The organism is Peristeroidobacter agariperforans, from assembly GCF_004138335.1.
GTDB classification, from domain to species: Bacteria; Pseudomonadota; Gammaproteobacteria; order Steroidobacterales; family Steroidobacteraceae; genus Steroidobacter; species Steroidobacter agariperforans.
The window spans coordinates 1,597,295-1,621,960 of sequence record NZ_RYFW01000002.1; the positions used below are offsets into that span (position 1 = coordinate 1,597,295).

20 protein-coding genes are annotated in these 24,666 nt (G+C 62.3%); 14 read left to right on the forward strand and 6 right to left on the reverse strand.

The annotated features are described in order from the left end of the window. Positions 1 to 55 precede the first annotated feature (55 nt). The 3 genes from EK373_RS33105 (at position 56) to EK373_RS20695 (ending at position 2,263) form a co-directional block, all read left to right on the forward strand. Positions 56 to 232 carry a hypothetical protein gene (locus EK373_RS33105; RefSeq protein WP_157994461.1) on the forward strand — a complete coding sequence of 59 codons (177 nt, stop codon included), beginning with the start codon at positions 56 to 58 and terminating at the stop codon, positions 230 to 232. A gap of 189 nt (positions 233 to 421) precedes the next feature. Beyond that, entirely contained in the window at positions 422 to 988 is a 567-nt protein-coding gene (locus EK373_RS20690) for a PEP-CTERM sorting domain-containing protein (protein ID WP_129645583.1), read from the forward strand. A gap of 243 nt (positions 989 to 1,231) precedes the next feature. Further along, the gene (locus tag EK373_RS20695; RefSeq protein ID WP_129645584.1) at positions 1,232 to 2,263 is read left to right on the forward strand and encodes a UDP-glucuronic acid decarboxylase family protein; all 1,032 of its coding nucleotides are present in this window, start codon (positions 1,232 to 1,234) and stop codon (positions 2,261 to 2,263) included. 4 nt (positions 2,264 to 2,267) lie between these two features. Here the strand turns inward: EK373_RS20695 and EK373_RS20700 are convergent, their stop codons facing one another. From EK373_RS20700 to galE, 4 genes are all read right to left on the reverse strand, one after another. After that, positions 2,268 to 3,605: a sigma 54-interacting transcriptional regulator gene (locus EK373_RS20700; RefSeq protein ID WP_232831170.1), complete on the reverse strand. Its 1,338-nt coding sequence runs from the start codon at positions 3,603 to 3,605 to the stop codon at positions 2,268 to 2,270. After that, positions 3,574 to 4,254, reverse strand: a complete 681-nt coding sequence (locus tag EK373_RS20705) for a hypothetical protein (protein WP_129645586.1) — start codon at positions 4,252 to 4,254, stop codon at positions 3,574 to 3,576. Before EK373_RS20705 ends, EK373_RS20700 begins: the two co-directional genes overlap by 32 nt. A 6-nt stretch (positions 4,255 to 4,260) precedes the next feature. After that, positions 4,261 to 5,715: a sensor histidine kinase gene (locus tag EK373_RS20710; RefSeq protein ID WP_129645587.1), complete on the reverse strand. Its 1,455-nt coding sequence runs from the start codon at positions 5,713 to 5,715 to the stop codon at positions 4,261 to 4,263. A 155-nt stretch (positions 5,716 to 5,870) separates the two neighbouring features. Beyond that, entirely contained in the window at positions 5,871 to 6,866 is a 996-nt protein-coding gene (galE, locus tag EK373_RS20715) for a UDP-glucose 4-epimerase GalE (RefSeq protein ID WP_129645588.1), read from the reverse strand. A gap of 192 nt (positions 6,867 to 7,058) precedes the next feature. Here galE and EK373_RS20720 point away from each other — a divergent pair, with 192 nt between their 5' ends. From EK373_RS20720 to EK373_RS20755, 8 genes are all read left to right on the forward strand, one after another. Beyond that, the gene (locus EK373_RS20720) at positions 7,059 to 8,048 is read left to right on the forward strand and encodes a serine/threonine protein kinase (protein WP_129645589.1); all 990 of its coding nucleotides are present in this window, start codon (positions 7,059 to 7,061) and stop codon (positions 8,046 to 8,048) included. Between the two features lie 167 nt (positions 8,049 to 8,215). Further along, positions 8,216 to 10,030, forward strand: coding sequence for a hypothetical protein (locus EK373_RS20725; protein WP_129645590.1), 1,815 nt, complete (start codon positions 8,216 to 8,218; stop codon positions 10,028 to 10,030). Positions 10,031 to 10,126: 96 nt separating this feature from the next. Further along, on the forward strand, positions 10,127 to 10,690 hold the full coding sequence (locus tag EK373_RS20730) for a hypothetical protein (RefSeq protein ID WP_129645591.1): 564 nt from the start codon (positions 10,127 to 10,129) through the stop codon (positions 10,688 to 10,690). Between the two features lie 134 nt (positions 10,691 to 10,824). After that, complete coding sequence (locus tag EK373_RS20735; RefSeq protein WP_157994462.1) at positions 10,825 to 11,958, forward strand: DUF4331 family protein; 1,134 nt, start codon at positions 10,825 to 10,827, stop codon at positions 11,956 to 11,958. Continuing rightward, entirely contained in the window at positions 11,955 to 12,779 is an 825-nt protein-coding gene (locus EK373_RS20740) for a DUF4198 domain-containing protein (RefSeq protein WP_129645593.1), read from the forward strand. The genes EK373_RS20735 and EK373_RS20740 overlap by 4 nt, the downstream gene beginning before the upstream one ends. Then, positions 12,776 to 13,606 (forward strand): helix-turn-helix domain-containing protein, encoded by an 831-nt coding sequence (locus EK373_RS20745; RefSeq protein ID WP_129645594.1) that lies wholly within the window; start codon positions 12,776 to 12,778, stop codon positions 13,604 to 13,606. The genes EK373_RS20740 and EK373_RS20745 overlap by 4 nt, the downstream gene beginning before the upstream one ends. Before the next feature lie 430 nt (positions 13,607 to 14,036). Then, positions 14,037 to 15,875, forward strand: coding sequence for a translational GTPase TypA (typA, locus tag EK373_RS20750; RefSeq protein ID WP_232831171.1), 1,839 nt, complete (start codon positions 14,037 to 14,039; stop codon positions 15,873 to 15,875). A gap of 230 nt (positions 15,876 to 16,105) precedes the next feature. Next, positions 16,106 to 19,663, forward strand: a complete 3,558-nt coding sequence (locus EK373_RS20755) for an EAL domain-containing protein (RefSeq protein ID WP_198683477.1) — start codon at positions 16,106 to 16,108, stop codon at positions 19,661 to 19,663. 7 nt (positions 19,664 to 19,670) lie between these two features. On the opposite strand, the gene EK373_RS20760 is transcribed toward EK373_RS20755, so the two are convergent. After that, positions 19,671 to 21,011, reverse strand: a complete 1,341-nt coding sequence (locus EK373_RS20760; RefSeq protein ID WP_129645597.1) for a phenylacetate--CoA ligase family protein — start codon at positions 21,009 to 21,011, stop codon at positions 19,671 to 19,673. 70 nt (positions 21,012 to 21,081) lie between these two features. Between EK373_RS20760 and EK373_RS20765 the strand changes: the two genes are divergently transcribed. Genes EK373_RS20765 through EK373_RS20775 form a run of 3 tightly spaced genes read left to right on the forward strand, consistent with a single transcriptional unit; the run spans position 21,082 to position 23,503 of the window. Next, entirely contained in the window at positions 21,082 to 22,065 is a 984-nt protein-coding gene (locus EK373_RS20765; protein ID WP_129645598.1) for a lysylphosphatidylglycerol synthase transmembrane domain-containing protein, read from the forward strand. Between the two features lie 14 nt (positions 22,066 to 22,079). Next, complete coding sequence (locus tag EK373_RS20770) at positions 22,080 to 22,769, forward strand: lipopolysaccharide kinase InaA family protein (RefSeq protein ID WP_129645599.1); 690 nt, start codon at positions 22,080 to 22,082, stop codon at positions 22,767 to 22,769. Beyond that, entirely contained in the window at positions 22,766 to 23,503 is a 738-nt protein-coding gene (locus EK373_RS20775; RefSeq protein WP_129645600.1) for a class I SAM-dependent DNA methyltransferase, read from the forward strand. The genes EK373_RS20770 and EK373_RS20775 overlap by 4 nt, the downstream gene beginning before the upstream one ends. On the opposite strand, the gene EK373_RS20780 is transcribed toward EK373_RS20775, so the two are convergent. Next, entirely contained in the window at positions 23,459 to 24,661 is a 1,203-nt protein-coding gene (locus EK373_RS20780; RefSeq protein WP_157994463.1) for a glycosyltransferase family 4 protein, read from the reverse strand. The genes EK373_RS20775 and EK373_RS20780 overlap by 45 nt on opposite strands. Positions 24,662 to 24,666: the final 5 nt, after the last annotated feature.

Genomic DNA, 24,666 nt, shown 5'->3' on the forward strand with positions numbered 1-24,666 from the left:
CGACACTTTTCGATGCGAAGTCTATTGGTCATGAGTGCCGACGGAGGTAACGTCATTGGATCAGGCCAGCGCAGATCACGCTCGAAAGAAAGATCGGAACGAGCAAAGCGATGGACTCGGCATGCTGGCGTTCCAGTCGCGGGTCTTCGGCATCACCGGCAACTTTTTTTTTGACGATCCGGAAGCGGGATTTAGTAAAACAGGTGCACGTCGCGTGGCCCTCATCAGTTGAGATTTGAGTGTCGACTCGCCTGACAACCGCGGCGCGCGGGGGCGATGCGGCGAAGTGTGCGTGAGCTATAACGTACTGATAAACAAAGATAAAATCCCAGTTGGTCCACCCCTTGCAATACTTGGAACCAGACGGCATGCGAGGCGGGCATGCAACAAACGAATTCCACCTCCGCCGGGAGCAAAAAAAATGTTGGTTAAATCTTTGGGTAAGAAGCTTGCGGTTCTTACTGCACTCATGATGGGTGCTGTGGGTACTGCACAGGCTGTCCCGCAGTACTGGAGCGATTGGCAGATTGATTTCGACAAGGTGAGCACGGGCAACAGCTACACCTACACGCACGACATCACCGATGGTCCTTTCGGTTACCGTCCAGGTGTCGACACACTGTCTTACGCGGCGCTGACCATCGTGCTGGGCGACGACGCTCTGGGTGGCGATCTGCCGAAGTGGCTGCTTGGCGACGAAAAGGAAACGGCGGGTTTTCGTTTCGACGGCGCATGGCAGACAGTGAAGAATCCCTCGGTCGACCTGCTCAGCGTGTTCGACTTCGTGGTGACCAGCCTGCTCAGCGCGGATGGCATCCTGGAAGTGAAGATCACCGCGAACAAGGGTGACTTCCTGTTCGGCATTTCGCGCCTCGAGGCTTGGGGCGATCGCGCTACGGCTGAAGTGCCGGAGCCCGCGACGCTCGGCCTGCTGGGGCTCAGCCTGCTCGGCATGGGCTTTGCTGCTCGTCGCCGTACGAACGGCTAACAGCGAGCGCGCTCCTCCAAGAGGGTGAGCGATAAGAGCCCCGGAACGATGTTCCGGGGCTCTTTTATTTTGACCCACAGCTCGACCGCCGGGCGGCGTAAGTAGAGCACCGACGGGCGCCTGCGCAGGAAGGCTGAGTTGGCAAGGACCTAGCGCTCTCGCTGCATCGAGGAACCGTTTTGTTGGCGGCAGATTGTGCTTGCGAGCGGCGGCAACTCGTCGCCTCCTGCAGCAGGGTCCGCCATGAAACAGCTCGATACCAAGCGCATTCTGGTCACCGGCGGCGCCGGCTTCTTGGGCTCTCACCTATGCGAACGGCTGGTGGCGGACGGCCACGACGTGCTGTGCGTGGATAATTTTTTCACGGGCTCCAAGAGCAACCTCGCTCGGGTTGCCGAACGGCCGGGCTTCGAGTTGATGCGCCACGATGTCACTTTTCCGCTGTACGTGGAGGTGGACGAGATCTACAACATGGCGTGTCCGGCATCGCCGATTCACTACCAGCACGATCCGGTGCAGACCACCAAGACCAGCGTGCACGGCGCCATCAACATGCTGGGGCTCGCCAAGCGCGTGCACGCCAGAATCCTGCAGGCATCGACCTCGGAAGTTTATGGCGATCCTTCGGTGCATCCGCAGGTGGAGGAGTACTGGGGCAACGTCAATCCCGTGGGGCTGCGCTCGTGTTACGACGAAGGCAAGCGCTGTGCGGAGACGCTGTTCTTCGATTATCACCGCCAGCACAAGCTGCAGATCAAGGTCGCTCGCATCTTCAACACGTATGGACCGCGCATGCACCCCAACGACGGTCGCGTGGTGTCGAACTTCATCGTGCAGGCGCTGCGCAGCGAGCCCATCACCATCTATGGCGACGGCAGCCAGACGCGCTCGTTCTGTTACGTGGACGACATGGTCGCGGCGTTGCTGGCGCTGATGGACAGTGTCGATCACGTCACCGGCCCAATCAACATCGGTAATCCCTGCGAGTTCACGATGCTGGAGCTGGCGCAGGCGGTGCTCGATATCACCGGCTCGAAATCGAAGATCGTGCGCCAGCCGCTACCGGTCGACGATCCGCGGCAGCGGCGTCCCGATATAGAAAAGGCTCAGCAGCTGCTCGGCTGGACGCCGAAGGTGTCGCTGAAGGATGGTCTGTCGCGAACGGTGGAATATTTCGACCAGTTGCTGGGTGCGCCGAAAATCGCCATTACGGCTTCGCGCGCACCCATACCTGTACCGGTCGAGATCGATGCCCGCGCGAGCGCGCGGGCGTGAGGGCTCAACGCTGCTTGAAGTCTTCCGGCGTCAGCTGGTGACGCGCGAGCAGCTTGTAGAAGTCCGTGCGATTGCGCTTCGCCAGGCGAGCCGCCTGACTCACGTTGCCGCCGGTGATCTGCAGGATCTGAGACAGATAGTTGCGGGTGAACTCGTCACGGGCCTCGTCGAAGGAGGGCAGGCGGGTCGGACCGCCGCCCAACGCGGCCTGCACCAGCTCCGCGCTGATGATCGGGCTGGTGGCGAGCGCGACGTTCTGCCGAACCACGTTTTCCAGCTGACGCACATTACCCGGCCAATCGGCGCTGACCAGCAGCTCGACCGCTTCCGGCGCGTAGATGTGACGCTGCTCGCTGGTCTCCTGCGCGACCTTCTCGAGGAAGTGCGACACCAGCAGCGGCACGTCTTCGCGACGCTTCGCGAGCGATGGCATTTCGATGTGCACGACGTTCAAGCGGTAGTACAGGTCCTCGCGGAAGTGACCGCCCATGATCAGTTGTTTCAGATCGCGGTGCGTCGCCGAGATGATGCGAACGTTGACCGTGGTCGCTTCGGTGCTGCCCACCGGACGGACCTGGTTTTCCTGCAGGACGCGCAGCAGCTTCACCTGCAGCCGCATCGGCATGTCGCCGATTTCATCGAGCAGCAGCGTGCCGCCGTCGGCCGCCTGGAACAGGCCGCGATGCTCGCGGATGGCGCCGGTGAAGGCGCCTTTCACGTGGCCGAACAGCTCGCTTTCGAGCAGGTTTTCGGCCATGGCGCTGCAATTGATGGCAACGAACGGACGGTTACGGCGCGGGCTGGCCTTGTGGATGGCCCGAGCCAGCAGCTCTTTGCCAGTGCCGCTCTCGCCGGTGATCATGACGCGCGCGTCGGTGCCGGCCACCATGTGGGCCTGCGCCATGCGTTCTTCCATCACGGCGCTGCGAGTGATGATTTCGCTGCGCCAGTCTTCGGTGGTATCGGCGAAGCCGGAAACCTTCAGCGCCTTCTGCACCTGATCGAGCAGTTCCTGCTTGTCGACCGGCTTGGTGAGGAACGCGAACGCGCCGCTCTGGGTCGCCTGCACCGCATCCGGAATCGTGCCGTGGGCGGTGAGGATGATGACTCGCAGGCCGGGAGCCCGGCTCTGGATTTCCTTGAGCAGGCCGATGCCGTCCATCTGATCCATGCGCAGATCGGTGATCACCAGATCGGGACGGACCCGGGCGAGAGCAGCCAAAGCCGCGGCGGCGCTTTCCACCGCGTCGACTTCGTAGTTCTCGGCGCGCAGACGAATCGTGAGCAGCCGGAGCAACCCCGGATCGTCGTCAACGACCAGCAGGCGGGCTTTGCGTTTCACTTGGGGCGGCATCGCGATTGCCAGGGGGCGTGGGACTGCGTTCAATGATAGACCTCTCGATTTCTTTGATCGCGTCCAGCTTCTGCTGGGCTTCGGCGAGGGCACGGCGCAAACGTGCGTTCTCTTCGATCTGCGCCTGAATGCGCTTATCCGAGTTTGCCTGCGACCGGTGACGGTCGTCGAGTGTCGCAAGCAAACGACGATTTTCGGCCTCGAGCTTCAATCTAACATCGGTTTCGTGCAGCAACACAGAGGCGAGCGTCCGCTCATCCTGCGTGAGCCGTTCTGGTGTGGCCAGCAGTGTTTCCAGCAAACGTTTGCCCTCCGAGGGACTACTTGCGGGATGGCCAGGCGTGACCAGTGCAACGGCATATCTCAGCGTGCTCGCCGTCGTCGGCGCGCGTGTGTATTCGCGCTCGACTTCGTAAAACAAATCGGCCTGGCGGGCCGGATCCGGCGTGCTCAAACCATTCATGATGTCCAGATAAGCGGGCGTATTGCCGCTCATCGGCGCGGGTGAGGGGGGCGCGCTCGCCGCGGAGTTTGCTTCCGATTGCTGGCGGAATTGATCCATGACCTCGCAACCCTGTAACAACAGGGTGGCGGCGCACGCGCATAGCAGCCCGATGGTGTGTTTGAGCTTCATCATGCGCCGCTATGCCGGCTCGCCTTCGAGCGCGGGCGCCAGGGGCAGCCGGACGCGGAAATGGGCGCCAGGAAACATTCCGTCGAGAATCTCGATCGAGCCGCCGTGCGCCTGCACGAATTCCGAGACCACCGACAGGCCGATGCCGGTGCCTTTGAGATGGCCGGAGACCGGCGCGCGTCCCGAATAGAAGGCGTCGAAAATCGCGGAGCGCTCATCCTTGGAAATGCCGGGGCCGGTATCCGCGACATCGAGCACCAGTTGATCCTTGTCCGCTTTGGCATGAATGAAAATGGTCCCGCCCCGGGGGCTGTATTTGAGCGCGTTCGACAGCAAGTTATCCAAGATCAGCTTGAGCTTGGCGCGATCCGCGTGCAGCTCGATGTCTTGTACTTTCAGATCCAGGTGCACCCGCTGCGCGAGCAACGTCAGCTGATGCGTTTCCAAGGCCGACTTGATCAGGGGCCGCAGCCGGAACTCCGATATCTCCAATCCCGCGTGCCGTGCCTGCCAGGCGCTGAACTCCAGCAGATTCTCGATCAGCTGCTGCAGCTTGATGCCGTTGTCGCGCAGGATGGTGGTGACCTCCCGCTGCGCGCTGTCCAGCTCACCGACCGCACCATCCATCAGCAACTCCGTGCCTTCGCGAATACTGGCAAGGGGCGTCTTCAACTCATGCGACATATGTCGCAGGAATCGATTACGCTCCTGCGCCAATTCCAGCAAACGCACGCGTAGCCATTCCAGCTGCCGGCCGAGGTTCACCAGGTCGACCGGGCCGCGCACTGCGATCGACTTCGAGAAGGTGCCCTTGCCGAGCTGGCTGATCGCCAGGTCGATCTGACGAATCGGGCGCATCAGCAGGAACGTGAACACGCCCACCAGCATCGCGGTCAGCAGTATCAGCACCGCCGACTGCCAGAACAGATACTTCTGCGTATCGGACGTCGACTGCTGCAGCCGTGACAAACCGGTTTCGACCTGCTCGCCGGTCGCCGCCGTTAGCGCAAACGCCGCCTGCCACATCGGCTGGACGGCGTCGACGGCGTCGCGGATCACTTCCGGCGAGGCCGGCGTCGGCGATAGCAGGGCGGCGTCGATGCGCCGAAGCGAGTTGCGGATGGCCTGCAACTGGACCGCGTGCTCCTGATCGGCCGCGGTCGTCTCGATGCTGGCCAGGGTCGCGAGCAATCGTTCGCGGCTGTCGCCATACACGTCGAGCAGCCCCGGGTCGTTCAGCACCTGGTACAGCTTGGCGCTACGCTCGATCGGCGCGATCTGCTGGAACAGCTGCTGGGTGTAGTGCGTGGTCTGCACGCCGCTGCGGACCAGCGTCGCGCTCTCCTCGGACAGGTTCCGCACTTTGGTCGCGGCAATGACCACCCCGAGCAGCAGCGGGATGGAAACCAGCGCGAAACCGGTCAGCATCAGGCTGTTCAGTGAGCTCGGGCGAGGCAAACGCATGGTGGCGGATTCTAGCGCTCGAAGTACCGCGATGCGCGGAAACTGCGTAGGAGGGAGGTGGCATCCATGTCATTTCCAGGCCGATCTCAGGGGCGACTGCAGGGCCGGTCTCATACCGGCTTCAGCAGCCGCCTCAGGGGCGTGCCGTCCGGTCGTTAGTTCTTCTGCAAGCCCGGTTCCTGTTGCAGGCGGCGCTCCCAGGCCAGCTGCGAGCGGATGATGGCCTCGAGGTCATCGTGCTGCGGCACCCAGCCCAGCACTTCACGGACGCGCTTGGCCTTGGCAACGAGCGAGGGCGGGTCGCCCGCCCGGCGGGGCTCCTCGACCGTTTTCAGCGGCTGGCCGGTCAGGCGGTTCATGGTCGAGATCACCTCGCGGACGCTGTAACCGTGCCCGTACCCGCAATTGAGCGTCACCGATGCGCCATTGGCGCGCAGGTAATCGAGCGCCTTCAAGTGTGCGCTGGCCAGGTCTTCGACATGGATGTAGTCGCGCACGCCGGTGCCGTCGGCGGTCGGATAGTCAGTGCCGAAAATCGAAACGTGCGGCCGTTTGCCCACGGCGGTTTCGGCTGCCACCTTCGTGAGCAGCGTCGCCTTGAGGGTCGATTGGCCGATGCGCTGTTGCGGATCGCATCCGGCCACATTGAAGTAGCGCAGCACCACGTAGCGCAGCGGCGAGGCGGCGGCCAGGTCACGCAGCATCCATTCGCTCATCAGCTTCGATGTGCCGTAGGGATTGATCGGCTGCGTCGGGCTGTCCTCGGCGGCGACGCCGCTCTCGGGAATGCCATACACCGCAGCGGTGGAGGAGAACACGAAATGTTTGACGCCGGCTTCCTGAGCACATTGCAGCAGGTTGCGAGTCGAGCAAGTGTTATTGCCGTAGAACTTCAGCGGATTCGACACCGACTCGGGAACGATGGTGTTGGCGGCGAAGTGCATGATGGTTTCGATGCGATGCTCGCGCAGGATGCGGCCGACCAGCTCGCGATCGCCGGTGTCGCCCACCACCAGCTCACCGTGCAACACCGCGGAGCGGAAGCCGGTGGACAGGTTGTCCAGCACCACTACTTTTTCCTGGCGCTCACCGAGCTGCCGAACCACGTGACTGCCGATGTAGCCGGCGCCGCCGGTGACGAGGATGGTCATAGTCGATGTCGATCCAGTGTTGATAGGGAACGTTGTGCCGATTCTAGCAGTTGCTCTGCGTCAGTAGCTCATCGGTAGTCCATTCATGGCGCACGCGTCGCTCGAATCAGACAGCCCGTCAATCTGCAATGGACTTCAGTCGCTGCCGCCGGTCACCATGGGCGCTGCCAGAGCATTGCCTTGTCGAACTTCATGCCCAGACCCGACCCGCACCCCTACGACCGACTGACGCCCGACGTGATCATTGCCGCCGTGGAATCGCTTGGCCGCGATTCCGACCGTCGCATCCTGGCACTGAATAGTTACGAGAATCGTGTCTATCAGGTGGGCATGGAGCAGAGCGCGCCGCTGATCGTGAAGTTTTATCGGCCGGGCCGCTGGTCCGACGCGGCGATTCATGAAGAACATGGCTTCGCGCTGGAGCTGGCCGCGGCCGAAGTACCGGTGGTGCCGCCGTTGGTGCGCGATGGCCGCACGCTGTTCGAGTACGAAGGTTTTCGTTTCGCGCTGTTCGAGCGCCGCGGCGGTCGCTGGCCGGAGCTGGGCTCGGCCACCGAGCGCGAATGGATGGGGCGTTTCCTCGGGCGCATTCATATGATCGGACGCCGGCAGCGCTTTCGTCATCGCGAGCGCATCGACATCGAGCGCATGGGCGAACAGTCACGCGAGTTCCTGCTGACCAACGGCTGGATTCCGTCGCACCTGGAAGCTGCTTACGAGTCGCTGACGCGCGATCTGCTCGAGGCGGTGAGTGAAACATTCGACAACGCGCACGGCGTGGCCGAGCTGCGGCTGCACGGCGATTGTCATCGCGGCAATGTGCTGTGGACCGACGACGGGCCGCACTTCGTGGATCTGGATGACTGCGCGATGGGGCCGGCGATCCAGGATCTATGGATGCTGCTGTCTGGAAATCGCAATGACATGGGCGAGCAGTTGTCACAACTGCTCGAGGGCTATTCGCAGTTCGCGGACTTCGACTATCGCGAGCTGGTGCTGGTGGAGAGCTTGCGTACGTTGCGGATGATTCACTATTCGGCGTGGCTGGCGCGGCGCTGGTCCGACCCGGCATTTCCCGCGGCCTTTCCCTGGTTCGTCGAGCCGCGCTATTGGGAGAACCAGGTGCTGTCGCTGCGCGAGCAGTTGGGCGCGATTGCCGAAGGGCCGCTCGACTTGCGCTGAACGCATGCTGAATAACGTCATCCCGCTCCACGGCTGCACCGTCGCGTCAATCGGGAATGCGAACGCATCGACTTTTTGCAGTTCCGACGCTGTGATAGCGTCCCGCGCCAAGTCGGCAGCTCGTGTGCTGAGACGGGCAAGAAACGAATAGCCGTTACGGATATCTTTTGAGCATCGTAAACATCGCCCGGCAGGGGCGCTCGAGTACCGAACAAATGCCGCAGGAATTCTCCCGTCTCGCTCGCCTGATCACCACGCTGGCCGGTTTCACGGTGCTCGCCGCATGCGGTGGCGGCGGCAGCGGTCCGGGCGACGACGATGGGAATCCTCCTCCGAGCGGCGGCAGCGTCACGGTGAGCGGCAAGATCACTTTCGACCGCCTGGTGTTCTCGACCACGCCCGACGCGGGCCTGAACCCCAACGCTCCCGTCGAGTCGCCGGCGCGTCAGATTATCGTGCAGGCGGTATCCGGCAGCGCGACCGTGGCCACGACGACCACCGACGCCAATGGCGATTACACTTTCTCGGTGCCGGCGAATACAAACATCTTCATTCGTGCGCGCGCCGAGATGACCAAAACGGGCAGCGCGCCGACGTGGGCGTTCGCAGTTCGTGACAACACCAGCGCCGATGCGGTCTATGTGCTGGACGGCTCGAGCTTCAACAGCGGCACGGCCAATGTGACTCGCAATCTGCGCGCGCCATCGGACTGGAATGGCAATGGCTATAACGCGGGCCGTCGAGCGGCGCCCTTTGCCATTCTCGACACCGTGTATCAGGCCAAACAGCTCGTCCTGAGCGCGAACCCTAACGCACAGTTTCCGGAGCTGGATCTATTCTGGAGCGAGGACAACAAGGGCACCGATACGTTTTGTCCCGACACCGGCGATATCGGCACGTCGTTCTATTTCCGCGATCCGTCACGCGAGACGACGGATGGGTGTGCCGGCGCGCAGCGTCCGCCGCTTCCGGACGGCATTTATATCCTCGGTTACTTTGCAGAGGACGCCCTCGGCGACACGGATGAATACGACGCGCACGTGATCGCGCACGAATTCGGTCACTATTTCGAAGACCGTTTCAGCCGCTCCGATTCCATCGGCGGCCAGCACCAGATCGGCGATCGTCTCGACCTGCGCGTCGCGTTCGGCGAAGGCTGGGGCAATGCGTTCGGCGCGATGTCGTTGAACGATCCGCAGTACCGCGATTCTTCGCGCGGTGTCAGCCAGGACTTCGGATTCAATCTCGAAAGCGACCAGGGCGCCGCTGAAGGTTGGTTCTCGGAAACCTCAGTGGGCGAGTTCCTGTGGGACGTGTTCGATTCGACGGCGGATGGCGGCGATAACGTTGCGCTCGGCTTTACGCCGATCTACACCGTGATGACGACCGATCAGGTCGACACCGATGCATTGACGAGCATCTATTCGTTCGCCACGGCGCTGCGCTCGCAGAACTCGGGCTCGGCGGGCGCGATCGCCAACCTGCTCAACAATGAGGACATCGAGAGCACGCCCGACGCCTTTGGCACGGGTGAGACGAATAACGGCGGCGATATCGATCCACGGGCGCTGCCGGTTTACGGCGAGCTCGTGCTGAATCAGCTGCAGAGCGGCGTCTGCAGCGTCTCGTTTGCGGGCAGCAAGGACCCGATCGAGGAGCCCGAGGCCAATCCGAACAAGCTGGGCAATCATCGTTTCTTCCGCTTCGTCAACAACACGACTCGCTTGGTGACCATCAGAGCGCAGGGGGCGGCGGCGCCTACACCGACTCCGCTCGCTCCTACCGTGCCGGCAACCGATCCGGACATCTACGTGTTCCGGCAGGGGGAGCTGGCGTTGGCGGGTACGAGTACCGGCACCAGCGTGGAAACGGTCTCCGGAGAACTGGCTGCGGGCACTTACATCATCGACGTGTCCGACTTCGACACCGCGGGCACCAACCAGCCGCCGCGTTGCATGACCGTCAGCATCACCGGCAACTGATAACAAAGAATGGCGAGCGTTGACCTTCGGGCGCGTCATAATAGAGGCATGATCAGAATGAAGCTTTCATCGCGGCAGTTGCGGGCTTGTTTGCCAATGGCCACCCTCGTAATGCTGGGAGCGTGCGGTTCCGAGCCCGAGCCGCAGGCGACTGCGCCCGCGGCGCCGGAGCAGGCCAAGCCGGCCGTAGCGGCGGCGCCGAAGGATGAGACGGCAAACTTCGCCAGAGCCGTGGGCGACGGCAAGCCCGGCGCGGCGGTGAACATCCGCTACGAATTCAGCAGCAAGCCCACCCTCGGTGTGCCGACCGAGCTCGATGTGGTGTTCATCCCCAGTGCCGGCGTCGATTCGATGGATGCCAAGCTGGGCGGCATGGAAGGCATCACACTCGCGGGCACGCTGATCGCGAACTTTGCGCCGGTGGAAGCCGGCAAGCCCTACCATCACAAGATATCGGTGCTGCCGGATCGCACCGGCGTGTTCTACATCACCGCCTCGGTGAACACCCAGATCGCCGGCTCCGCGTTGAACCGCACCTTCTCGATTCCATTCGTCGTCGGTAACGTCGCCGCTCAGCAGAAGCCGACGCCGCCCAAGGACGACAAGGGCGAGTCCATCAAGTCGATGCCGGCCGAAGAAAGCTCCGAGCCGAAGCGGTAATCTCTGCTCTGCAAACGGACGCGGCGCGGCCGCGTCCGTTCCAATCTGTTGAAATCAACTAGCTAAAGATTTCGACAGCCCCGCCAGCGCGCCGCGCCTACCGTCTCGTCCATCTTTTGCGATGGATGGAACGTATGACGCAACGAATTCGGAATCGCGCCTTGACTCTGACGGCGATGCTCGCCGCCAGCCCGTTGTTCGCAGCGGATCATCTCGACACGCCCAGCGTAATCGCAGACCCACGGGCCGACATCGGCGATCTGTATGCATGGACCTCTTACGACGGCCGTCAGCTCAACCTGGCGATGACGATCGTCGGGCACACGTTCTCCGACCAGCTGCAGTACGTGTTTCACATCGATAGCGGCAAACGGTTTGGCGAAACGACTGCCACGACCGATATCGTGTGTCGGATTGCCAGCGCCGGCAACGTCCTTTGCAAGGTGGGCAATACCGCTGTCGCGCGTGTGTTTGCCGGGTTGCGGGACGATCCGTTTTACAACAACGTGAAGGGCACTCGAGAGGCATATGCCGTGGCCGCGGACGCGATGATGGGCAGCGCAAAGAGCGATGCGGCCGGCTGTCCCATGTTCAGCGAGACGACGTCCAAATTGATCCTGGAAACGTGGCGGCACACCGGCGGTGGGCCGGCGAAGAATTTTCTGGCCGGTTGGACGCCGGCGTCGCTGGTGGTCTCGGTGGATCTGAATGTCATCAATCGCGGCGGAACGATGCTCGGCGTTTGGGCGACGACGGTGCTAGCAAGCAAACAGATCGACCGTATGGGCCGTCCGCTCACCGGCAATGCGCTCCTGGGTTCGTTCGCCGAGGAGGAGACGAGCGATCGACTCAAGGAGCGTTACAACAGCGCGACTCCTGCCACGGGCGCGGAATTCATTCCCGAAATGGAAAGAACGTTGGGCATCTACGATGGCTTCGATGGGAAGTGCGGCAATCAGCTGCTCGCCGACCCCAAAGCGGCCTCGCCCGCGCGATATCGTGCGTTGGCCACGGTGCTCGCGGACGATCGGCTGTGGATCAACAGTGAATCCAGCATCTGCGGTGAGTTCTTCTCGGTCGAGTTCACCGCGCTGGGCGGTGACGATGCGAAAGTGATCTATTGCGGAGGCCGCACACCGAACGACGACGCCATCGACGTGTATCGCTCGGTGTTGTCGATGGGGCAGGCGCAGGGCATCGATGACGGCGTCGATCGCGACGACCGCGAACACTCGATCAGTGACTTTCCTTTCCTGGCGGCGCCATGAGCGGTCCTGGCATTGTCACAGCTACGCTGCTGGCCGGGCTCGTCCTCGCACCCGCGGTGCACGCGCATGACTTCTGGATCCAGCCGCAAGCTTACTGGTCGGAAGTCAACGCCTCGATTCCAATCACGCTACAAGTCGGGCACGGCATGCAGCGGCAACGATCGCAGATTCGATCGAGTCGCATTGCTCGGATCGTCGTGTTTGCTCCAGATGGGACGGTGCGTGATCTGCGTGAAAACTTGCATCTGCGTGGCGCAAGCGACGACGGTCATTTGCACTTCGAGACTTCAGGCACCCATGTCGTCGTGCTGGAAACAGATAATCGCGGTCGAAGTGCGTTGCCTGCGGAGCGGTTCAATAAGTACGTACAGGAGGAGGGTTTGACGGCAGCGCTCGATTACCGCCAGCGCACGAGCAAGATGGCAATGGATGCCGCCGAGAGCTATCGCCGTGTGACGAAGTCGATCGTTCAGGTGGGCAAGCTAGGTACGCCCTGCGGATCTCACATTACGTCACCGTTGGGACTGCCGCTGGAAATCGTCCTCGAGCAGAATCCCTACGCCGAGGCCCGCAGCGACCTGCCAGTCCGTGTGTTCTTCGAGGGGCAGCCGTTGGCGGGAGCCCTTGTGAAACTGACGCGGCTCGAACATGACGAGGTGCCGGTCGAGGCGCGTCGGACGGATCCGTCTGGCCGCGCCAGTTTTCGGCTGACTCCCACCGGTGCCTGGTTGCTAAATGTGGTCTGGACGAAGCCTGTGACCGGACCGTCCGATGTAGACTTCGACACGACCTTCTCCAGTCTCACCTTCGGCTTTCCATGACGGAGCTCGCCATACAGGACTTGCTGGACACGCAGACCGTCGCGATTCGCGACATCGTTTGCGACGGCAAGTGCCGTCACAAGAGTGCGGAGGAGTGTCCCAGCTCGACCTATCTGGTGTTCCCGTATCGCGGCGTGTACCTGCGGCACTTAGGCAGCGAGGATGCTGTCGCCGAAGCGAACCAGGTGCTGTTTTTCAACCAGGCGGAAGGCTATCGCATCAGCCATCCGGTGCAGGGCGGCGATGCCTGTCTTTCGATCTCTGTGCGAGAGGAGCTGTTGCGAGAGCTGGCGCCGAAAGAACATCTGCATGACAACACTGCAGTGATGTTTCGTAAGCAGCGCTGGCAAATAGATCCGCGAGCGCAGGTACTGGTCGCACTGCTGCGTCATAGCTTGCTGAACAATTCGATCGAGATGCTGGAAGCGGAAACATTGACGTTGACGCTGATTCGACGCGCCCTCGGCGAACGAGCTTCTCGAGCCACGCGTACCACCTATGGCCGGCAGAAGCTCGTCGATCGCGCGAAGCTGGTGCTTTCTACGGAGCTGTCGCGTCGTTGGACACTCGCCGAGATCGCGGCGGAGGTGGGTGTGTCGCCTGTCTATCTGACCCAGGCATTCGCACAAGTCGAAGGCGTGCCGTTGTATCGATATCAATTGCGCCTGCGCCTGGCGCGCGCCTTGGATCTGCTCGGCAGTTACGACGACCTGTCAGCGCTGGGCTTGGAGCTCGGCTTCTCCAGTCACAGTCATTTCACTGCAGCGTTTCGGCAAGCGTATGGGCGGACCCCGGCGCAATTTCAACGGTCCGCCAATTTGCGCTGACGACCAAAAATCGTAGCTAAAGATTGTGACAGCGCGGCCCGGTCGCGCCGGAAAAGAATGCGCCCCAGGTTAGTGCGTGGAGGGCGAGATCATGACTCACAAAACCTGTGCCGCTTGTGACTGCAGGATCGAGGGCGATTCGATCAAAGTGACGGTGGGGGGCGAGACGGTCGATGTCTGTTGCGACGACTGCGCCCGGGCCTTGAACGAGGCCCATGCCCCGGCGACAACTCCTGCGGCAGCCGAGCGCTCGGGCGCCTGAACGGGTAGGGAGCGGCCGCCCCGGCGTAGGGAAGCCCCCTCCGGGGAGGGCCTATCCGGGCATCAGCCTTGAGTATTTAGCTAAATAATGCGGCGGAGGTGGCCGGAACCCCCGCCGTGCCTCTACAATGCGCGCCTTTTTGCCCTCCCACCGGTTCCCAATCCCTGCGTGTCAACCTCTCAGCTCCGTAATATCGCCATCATCGCCCACGTCGATCATGGCAAGACCACCCTGGTCGATAAGCTTCTGACACAGTCGGGCACGCTCGATGCCCGCAAGGCTGTGCCCGAACGCGTCATGGACTCGAACGCGCTCGAAAAGGAACGCGGCATCACCATCCTGGCGAAGAACACCGCCATTCGCTGGCGCGACTACCGCATCAACATCGTCGACACCCCGGGTCACGCCGACTTCGGCGGCGAGGTCGAGCGCGTGCTGTCGATGGTCGATTCGGTGCTGCTGCTGGTCGACGCCGTCGACGGCCCGATGCCGCAGACCCGCTTCGTGACGCAGAAGGCGTTCTCGCACGGCCTGCACCCGATCGTCGTGATCAACAAGATCGACCGCCCCGAGGCTCGTCCGAGCTGGGTGCTGGATCAGACCTTCGATCTGTTCGACAAGCTCGGTGCGTCCGAATCGCAGCTCGACTTCCCGGTCGTGTACGCCTCGGCGCTCAGGGGCATCGCCGGCAATGCGCCGGACCAGATGGGCACCGACATGACCGCGTTGTATGAAGCGATCGTGAAGCACTGCCCGCCGCCGGACGTGAACGCGGACGGCCCGCTGCAATTGCAGGTCAGTCAGCTCGATTATTCCAACTATGTCGGCGCCATCGGCATCGGCCGCATCAAGCGCGGCAAGATCCGCCGCAACAGCCCCGTGGCCGTGGTCGACAAGGACGGCAAGGTGCGCAGCGAGCGAATCATCCAGGTGCTCGGTTTCCTCGGCCTGGATCGCGTCGAAGTGGACGAGGCGGAAGCCGGCGACATCGTCGCGTTCGCGGGCATCGAGCACCCGCAGATCTCCGATACCATCTGCGACCCGGCAAAGCCCGAGGGGCTGCCGGCGCTGGTCGTCGACGAACCGACCATCAGCATGACGTTCGAGGTGAATACCTCACCGTTCTGCGGCAAGGAGGGTAAGTTCGTTACCAGCCGCCAGATTCGTGAGCGTCTGGAGCGTGAAGTGCGCCATAACGTGGCGCTGCGCGTGGAGGACACTGGCGATCCGGATAAATTCCAGGTCTACGGACGCGGTGAGTTGCACCTTGGCGTGTTGCTCGAAAACATGCGTCGCGAAGGTTATGAGCTCGCCGTTTCGCGTCCTCGCGTCGTGCAGAAGGAAGTCGACGGCGTGATGTGCGAGCCATGGGAGACGCTTGCGGTCGATATCGACGAAGGCTCACAAGGCTATGTCATGCAGGCGCTCGGCGAGCGCGGTGGCCAGCTCACGAACATGGTCCCGGATGGCAAGGGTCGCGTGCGTTTGGATTACAAGATTCCCTCGCGCGGCTTGATCGGTTTCCAGACCGACTTCCGCACCATGACCTCGGGTCTCGGCCTGATGCACCACATCTTCGATCACTTCGGTCCGGTGCTCGACAAGGAAGTGGGTCAGCGCCAGAACGGCGTGCTGATCTCCAACGGCCAGGGCAAGGCGCTCGCCTACGCGCTGTTCAGCTTGCAGGAACGCGGCAAGCTCATGGCCTCGCACGGCGACGAAGTGTACGAAGGCCAGATCATCGGCATTCACAGCCGCGACAACGACCTGGTCGTGAATCCGCTCAAGGCCAAGAAGCTCACCAACATGCGCGCCGCGGGCCGCGACGAGAATCTAATCCTCGTGCCGCCGATCCGCTACTCGCTGGAGCAGGCGATGGAATTCATCGCCGACGACGAACTGGTCGAAGTGACGCCCAACAACATTCGGGTCCGCAAACGCCTGCTGAAGGAAAACGACCGCAAGCGGGCGGGGTACAAGTCCTCCTCAGAGGACGCGGACGAGTAATCCCCCTGGGGCGCCGGGCGTTTTTGCCGCCGGCGCCTCCCGGTCTGCCACATCAGACATAACCCTCGCTGCCCCCTCGGTGCTTTGCCTTGCTTTCACATAAAACCGGGAGCTGTTTCACACCTCCTTAATCGTCAACGCCTTACGATGCCTCGCAACGGTAGTGGTTCACACTAACAATGCGGGGACGAGACGACGCGCGCCAGCGTCGTACAACGTCGGAAGGACAAATGCATCGACTGCTCGAACAGCAAGTCAGGGACGCTACGTCGGATGGAGAGCTGGATCTCGGTAAGCTGCTTGCCGCGATCGGTGCTGCCTATAGCAAGACCGATGAGGAACGCCGGGGCATCGTGCGTTCCATGCAGCTCATGTCCGATGAGGCCACCGCGCTGACTCGCGAGCTGCGGGAGAGCACCGCGAGCCAATTGCAGGCAGTGCTCGATCACGTGAAGGACGTGATCATGACCGTCGACGCTGCCGGCCACATCGCTTCCATCAACGCCACCGGCCAGCGCGTGTTCGGTCACGCCGAATCCGACGCCATCGGCCGGCCACTCAGTTTCCTGCTGCCGCAAGTCACCGCAAAGCAATCCGTCGCTGCCGAGTTGGAACAACTCGCCGCGCGGCTCGACGATACACAAGTCGACCTTGCGCCCCACGAGACGCTCGGCCAGCGCAGCGACGGCACACAGTTCTCCGCCGAGATCGCGGTGAGCAAGACGAAAATGAACCGTCGCGAAGTGTTCGTCGTCTGTTTGCGCGATACCAGCGATCGCAAGATGGCCGAAGCGGCGCTGCGTGACAGCGAGGCTCGTTATCGCACGCTCGTCGAGCACGCACCCGAAATCATCGTCGTCGTCGATCTAGATCAGAACCGACTGGTCGATGTGAACGAAAACGCGGTGCGCTTCTTCAAGATGGATCGCGAGGCGCTGCTCAAGAGCAGCCCCGATACGATATGCCCGCCGCACCAACCGGACGGTGCGCTGTCGTCGCACGCCAATCGGGCGCAGTTCGATCGCACGTTGGCGGGCGAGGCGCCGGTGCTCGAATGGATGTTCCGCGACAGCTTCGGCAACGACATTCCTTGTGAAGTGCGATGGGTGCGGCTGCAATCGCACGGGCAGCGCCTGGTTCGCGGCAGCATCACCGATATCACCGAACGCAAGCGCGCTGAATTGCTCGCTGCCGGCGAGCGTCGCGTGTTCGAGCGTCTGGCCGCTAACGTCGATTTGCGTATCACGCTGCAAGCCATCACCGACGTCGTCGAGCGCGTTGCGCCGGATTGCGTGTGTGCGATTCGCATGCTCGACGATACCGGCAAGCATCTGAATCTTTGCTCGGGGCCGCGCTTGCCGGCGGTGTACGCGCAGGCGATGGAAGGCATCGCGATTGCGGCTCGCAACGGCTCATGCGCGGCTGCCGTTTATCTGCAACGACAAGTTATCGTCGCGGACATCGCCCGCGATGCGCTGTGGGAGAACACTCGCGACTCTGTGCTCGCCGCCGGGTTGCGCAGCTGCTGGTCCACGCTGATTCATTCATCCGACGGCCGCATCCTCGGCACTCTGGCGCTGTACTTCCGCACGCCAAAGAGCCCGTTGCGCCGTGATTTCGAATTGATGTCGCGCATGACGCAGCTGGCCGGCATCGCCATCGAGCGACGCTTTGCTGAAAACGCGCTGCGTGACAGCGAGGCGCGCTATCGACGCTTGTTCGACAACGTCATGGAAGGCGTGTACAGCTCGACCAGCGATGGCCGTTTCGTGTCGGTGAACCCGGCCTTGGCCCGCATGATCGGTTATTCCTCGCCGGGCGAGCTGCTCGCGCTGCCGCCTGCAAGCATGTATCGCGATCCTGCCGAGCGTGCAGCCATCATCGCTGCCATTCAACGCGACGGTGAAGTTCGCAACGCCGAGTTCCAGTTGCAGCGCCTGGACGGCACGGTGCTGACCGTGATCGAAAGCGCTCGAGCCGTCCGTGATAAGAACGGGCAGCTGATCGGCTACGAAGGCACGATCTCCGACATCAGCGAGCGCAAGCGGGCTGAGACCGCGGTGTTCGAGGAGAAGGAAAAGGCGCAGGTCACGCTGCAGTCGATCGGTGACGGTGTCATCACGACCGATGCCAACGGCTGCATCGAGACGCTGAATCCCGTCGCCGAAAATCTCACGGGCTGTGAAGCGACCGAGGCGAAAGGCAAGAAGCTGCAGGAAGTCTTCAACATCCTGAACGAAGCAACTCGCGAGCCGTTGGAAGATCCCGTCACTCGCGCGATTCGCGAAGGGCAGGTCATCGCGGTCGCGGACCACACGGTGCTCGTGAACCGGCGGGGCCAGGAAATCGCGATCCAGGACTCTGCCGCGCCGATCCGGGATCGCAGCGGCAAGATCATCGGCGCGGTGATGGTGTTCCACGATGTGAGCAAGGAACGTCGGCTGCGTCGCGCGCTGGCGTACCAGGCGAGCCACGATGCCCTGACCGGTTTGATCAATCGTCGTGAGTTCGAGAACCGCCTCAACGAAGCATTGCTGACGGCGCGCTCGGACGAGGGCACGACGCACGCGTTGATGTACCTCGACCTCGATCAATTCAAGCTGGTGAACGATACGTGCGGCCACCAGGCCGGCGATCGCCTGCTCAAGCAGATCACCGGACTGCTGCAAACGCGGATTCGCACCAGCGACACGATTGCGCGCTTGGGCGGCGATGAGTTCGGCGTGCTGCTGCAGGACTGCACCGCCGATCGAGCGGCGAAGATCGCTGACAACCTGCGACAGGCGATTCGTGAGTATCGCTTTGAATGGCAGGACGGCGCGATGAACGTCGGCGTCAGCATCGGCATCGTCGAAATCAACAGTGCCAGCGAGAGCATCGCAAGCGTCATGGCCGCGGCCGACGTGGCGTGCTACGCGGCCAAGGACTCGGGGCGCAATCGCGTCCACATGTATCAGTATGGCTCGGCGCCGGAGCGGCATCGCGAGATGCAGTGGGTGTCGCGCCTGACGCGCGCCTGCGAAGAGAACCGGCTCGAGCTTTACTACCAGCCCATCGTGCCGATCGGCGCGACTCGCGACACGCGAGGTCATTACGAGCTGCTGCTGCGCATGCGCGGCGAGCACGGCGAACTGGTGCAGCCGGCGGAGTTCATCCCGGCGGCGGAACGATACAACGTGATGCCGATGATCGATCGTTGGGTGGTGAGCCAGGCGCTCGGGGCGCTTGCGCATTACCGCGCCGACGGCGATCCGCGTCACGGCTATACGTTATCCATCAACCTGTCGGGCACATCGCTGAACGACGATCGTTTCCTGGAGTTCTTGATCAACGAGTTGCAGGCCTACGATCTCAGTCCCGGGGCGGTGTGCTTCGAGATCACCGAGACCGCGGCGATTTCCAATCTCGCCAACGTCGTGCACTTCATGCGCGAGTTCCGCGCGCGTGGCTGCTTGTTCTCGCTGGACGACTTCGGCAGCGGCTTGTCCTCGTTCATGTATTTGAAGAACCTGCCGGTGGACTTCCTGAAGATCGACGGCTCGTTCATCCAGAACGTCACCACCGATCATGTCGATCGCAGCATGGTGGAGGCGATCACCCAGATCGGCCGGGCCATGGGCTTGAAAACAGTCGCCGAACGCGTCGAGAGCGCCGAAGTGCTCAAGTGTCTCGCAGAGATCGGCGTCGAGTATGCGCAGGGTATTTATATCGCCATGCCGGAATCGGTGGAGTCGCTGAGCCGGATCACGCGGACGCATCCGCAATTGAGACTGGTGCACTCGGCCTGACCTCGGCTCAGTGCACCGACTCAGGAAGCCGGCGGTAATAGCGGTACTTGCCGGATTTTTCGCGAGGTACCAGCGCAACGCGCTCGATATCGACCCGGCAACTCTCGCCGAACGTCGACTGCACGATCTGGCGCAGCTGTGCCGCGAGTTCATCGTTGAAGCCGGCCGCGCTTTCGACCAGCACGTTCCAGTGCGACGAATTCGTTTGTTGAAACAGCACCTGGCCGACCGAGCCGAGCGGCGCCTGCGAAAGAAACAATTGCAGGCGGCGCCCGATCTCCGAGCCGTGTACCAGCTTGCCATCAGCCGTTACGAACATATCCGCTGCGCGTCCCACGAGCTCGGATAACACCGGATGCGGCAGTCCGCACGGGCAAGGATCGGGCGACAGCCGGCCGCGGTCGCCGATCCGACAGCGCACGAGTGGCATGGCGCGATTGAACAATGACGTGAGCACCAGATCACCGAACTCGCCCGGCCGTGCGGGCTCATCGCCATTGAATATTTCCAGGTGCACGTGGTCCGCCATGATGTGACGCGATCCGGCCGGACATTCGTGGGCAATCGGCCCCATCTCGGTCGAGCCGTACGACTCGAACACGCGGGCGCCGAAGTGTTGTGCGATCTCGTCGCGTTGGAAGGGATAAACCTGTTCGCCGCCAAGCTTGACGAACGGCACGAGTTGCGCGGGCGCTGCCGGCCGGTGTGCACGCACGTGCCGGGCGAGCTGCGCAATCGCCGAGGGCAGGCCCATGCAAAGCATCGGACGTTGCTCCAGTAGATAGTTGGTCGCGCGCTCCAGCTGTTCGAACGTCAGGTTCTTGGTCGAGAACACTCGACAGTTGCGTACCCAGTCGAGCATCGGGTGGCCGCCGCCCCACAACAGCAGAGTGCGACTGCCGGTGGGAATGCCGAACCAGTGCATGGAGCGATATTCCTGGGCCCAGCTCCATCCGCCGGCGTGAGGGTTGTATCGAACCGTAACGATCTCGCCCGTCGAGCCGGAGCTGTGTCGCGGGAAAACGCCGAGAGCGAAGCGACGTGCCTGCAGCTGCGTGCGATGTGTGATCAACATTTTTCTTTCGAGCACGGGCCAGGCGCTCAACTCGTCGGTGCGAGCGTGCGACAGCGACGCTTGCCATGCGCCGGAGGAGTAGAGAGGAACCCGCGAGCGCGCATAACTCAAAGCGTCGCGTAGTAGCATCCGTGTAAGGTGCTCGAACGATGCCCGATCGAGCTGCTCCCAAGACTGCAAGCGGCGAACGAAGGGACCGACGTGCCGGCCACGCAGCGATTGCAGCGTGTAGTAGAGATTCTTGTGGAATCGTTGCTCGGCTTGCCGTTTCACGTGTGATGAATGCAGGCATTCCAGAATCTGTTCCGTCACGGTACGATGGATCCGCGCATCGAGGATCGTTATGAAGCTGCGGATCGGACCGAGGATTCGGGTGGCTTTGCAGCTTGGCGCAAGCGTGGGATTGCTTGCGTATCTGCTCTCCCGGCTGGACTGGCAGCAAAGCCGGACACTGATCGCCGGCGCCAATCCGTTGCTGCTGGCAGCGATCGTGATGATCCACGTCGCAGACCGGGTCTTGATGGCTTTGAAGTGGCATCAGCTGCTGCGTGTGCTCGACGATCGGCTGTCGCGCTGGAGTGCGATTGGCGTCTATTACGAGAGCACGTTCATCGGCTTCGCCTTGCCGCTCGGCGGCCTGGGCCCGGATATCGTGCGTTTCCTGCGGCTGAAGGCTCGCGGCATCGATCCATCCGTGACGCTGTCCTCCATGGTGATGGAGCGCCTGAACGGCGTGATTGCGACGTTGGCGCTCATCGTGGCCGGAAGTGTCGTGCTTGCGCAGCTGGCGCCACAGCCGACCTTACGAAATTTTGCACTCGCCTCGGCCGCCGGTGCTGGCGTTGCGGGGATCATCGGCGCGACCTTGATCTTCTATCCAGCGCTGGCTCGGAGCCTCTGCAAACTCGTCAAATGGCCTGTGGCCGTCGAGAGCGGGCGCTTCGCCAAGTACGTGGTGGCGGCACGCGCGTATTCCCGGCGGCCTCTCACCCTTGCCATCAACCTCGGCCTGTCGATGATCGAGCAGACGGTGTCGGTGTTTACGATGTGGGTCGGCTCTCACGCGATCGGCATGCATTTGCCCTGGCTGGTGTGTCTCGCCGTTGCCCCCGTGGCGGTGATCATTCAGCGTTTGCCGCTGACCTACGGCGGGTTGGGGCTGCGCGAAGGAAGTGCGGCCGCGTTGCTCGTGGCGCTCGGCTACGACTATTCAACGGCGCTGGTCCTGCTGATGACCATGGTCGTGATGTTCTTGATTTCGTTGCTGCCCGGCGCGATTGTACTGGCGACGAGCGGGCGCCCGCTGCCCAAGGGCGCATCGGCATAGCGTCGGAGGAGCATGTGGCCGAGCCTGCCTGTTTCAGTAAGCGCTTCACCGAGGAATGGTTGTTTCGTGCGACTCTGCGGAATTCGCTGCGCGCATGGGTGGCCTCGCAGCGCTCGTCCTGGCTGCGGGTCCCACAGGTGCTGCGCGCGGACGATCGCGAGCTGCGCATCGACTATGAGTTCCTCGACGGCTGGCATCCGTTGCACACGGTGCTGCGCGATCGCGCTTTCGCCGGTCTGACCGAGGGGGAGCTGACTCGCACGTTCTGGATGGTCGGCGCTGCGTTGGAAGAGCTCCATCGGCGCACGCATCGAATTCACGGCGACTTCGATTTCGACAACATCCTGGTGAAGCGAGGCGAAGAGCGCGTCGCATTCGTGGATTTCACACCTCCCGCGTACAACGCCATCCGCCGTTACAACCAGCAGAATCCGTATCGAGACATCGCCACGTTCGTCATCTTCGTGCGGGCCAAGTATCCACCGCAACTGCTCTATCTTGCATTCAGGCCGCAGCTGCCAGAGCTCGCGCGCAGGTTCATGTCCGGCTATTTCCGAGATGCACCCGCCGAGTACGACCGGCGCATGCTCGAACGTCACATGAACGAGCTGCTGCGGAACACTTATCTCGGAAAAACGTTCAGCGCTAGGTATCTACGGCGCAGCCGACTGTTCCGAACCGACGATCTAGCACCAGAGCCGTGAAGCACGGGCGAGACTACAGAAGATCTCACCTCGGGCCAGAGTCCTGGGCCAAGGACTATGACGCCAAGCTGTTCTCGCCGGGCTCGTTCGACGCGCTCCTGTGGCAGCGAGAGCAGCAGCTGCTGGATCGTATCTTGCAACAGCATGTCCCTGGCCGCGACAGCTATCTGGATTTCGCATGCGGCACCGGGCGAGTGCTCGCGCATGTCGAGCCTCATTTTCGGCAGGCGGTGGGCCTCGACATCTCGGAGACGATGCTGGCCGTCGCGAAACAGCGCGTCCGCACCACGGCACTGGTCGAGGGCGACGCGACCAGAGATCCGATGGTGCTCGGCGGCCAACAATTCGATTTCATCACTGCCTTCCGGTTCTTCCTCAACGCCCAACCTTCGCTGCGTGAGGAAGCGATGGGCTTCATTGCATCTGCGTTGAAGAACGAGCAATCGCGATTGCTGTTCAACGTCCATGGAAATCGCTACAGCACTCGCATGCTCGTAGCCGCGAAGGCGGGCTTAACGCGCGAGCAGTTCGCCTCCATGTCGGTGAGTGAGTGCATCGAGCTGGCCGCACGCCATGGACTCGAGGTGGTCGAGTGGTATGGCATCGGCTCCTACGACAAAGCGCTGCTGCGACTGATGCCGCTGAGCGCGTGGCGCTGGGCCGAGCGTGTCGCCGCGCTGCCGAAGCACCTATCTGTCTATCTTTATTTCGTGTGCCGAAGGGGCAGGCGCTAGCTGCATCGAGGTTTGAAGTGGGACGAGCTCGTTGAATACCGCCAGCGTACGCCGGGCCGTTTCCTTCCAGGTCAACGTCCGCGCTCGCTGGATTCCCAGCTCGCGCAGGCGACCCCGCAGCTGTTCCGACTCCGTGACTTCGGTAAAGGCGCGTGCGATATCTACTTCATCGCGCGGATTGATCAGGAACGCCGCGCCGCCTGCGATCTCCGGAGCGGCGCAGGTATTCGGCACGATGGCAGGGCAGCCGCATGCGAAGGCCTCCACGATTGGAATGCCAAAGCTTTCGCACAGGGTGGCCAGCACGAAACAATCCGCCAGCTGATAGGCGAGGTGCAGCCGCTGGTTCGGCACGAAACCCAAGAACTGCACGTCCTCAAGATCCGCATCGGAGAAGGATCGGGCGCGCAAATATTCCTCTACGTGACGGCCAACCACGACCAGCGGCAGATCGCCGCCGTCCCGCCGATAGCGCCGATAGGCGCGAATCAACCTTTCGTTGTTGCCGCCCGGATATTCGCGCACCTGCTTCTGCCCGCCGTGCAAGACGCGGGCGACGGTCAGGATGAAACGCTCCGGCAAGCGATGTTCCGCGCGGAATTGTTCCAGCGCGCGTGGGTCGCGCTCCACAGTGAAGTTCGCACCGATGCCTGCATAGCTCACCACAGAATCCCGCACGTCGATCGAGGTGTAGTTGGCGAGATCGTCGAGAGTCTGTTGCGAGATCGCGAGGGTACGGCTCGCCTTCCAGCTGTACAGCGGCAGCATCAGGCGGATGTATAAATTGTCCCACCATGGATAATTCTGCGGGTTGACGTACCAGTCCGATCCCTGCTGCACGAACACACACGGCCGGCGCGTGAAGAACGGCAATGAGAACTTCGGGTTGAAGATCAAGTCCGCATTGAACTCGCGCGCCGCTCGCGGCACGCGCACCTGATCCCAGTAGAGCTTGCTTCGGGCGGGCATCACCACCACGTGGGCGTTGCTGTAATCCCGAAACATCTGCTCGCAGGTCGGCGTCTCGAGCAGGATGACGTAGCGTGTTTCGGGGTCGGCCAGCAGCAGTTCGCGCAACAGATACTGTCCATAGATGCCTATGCCGTCCTTTTGATCCACCAGTCGAGCCATTACTGCGATGGTTCGCTTCGACGTCATCTTCC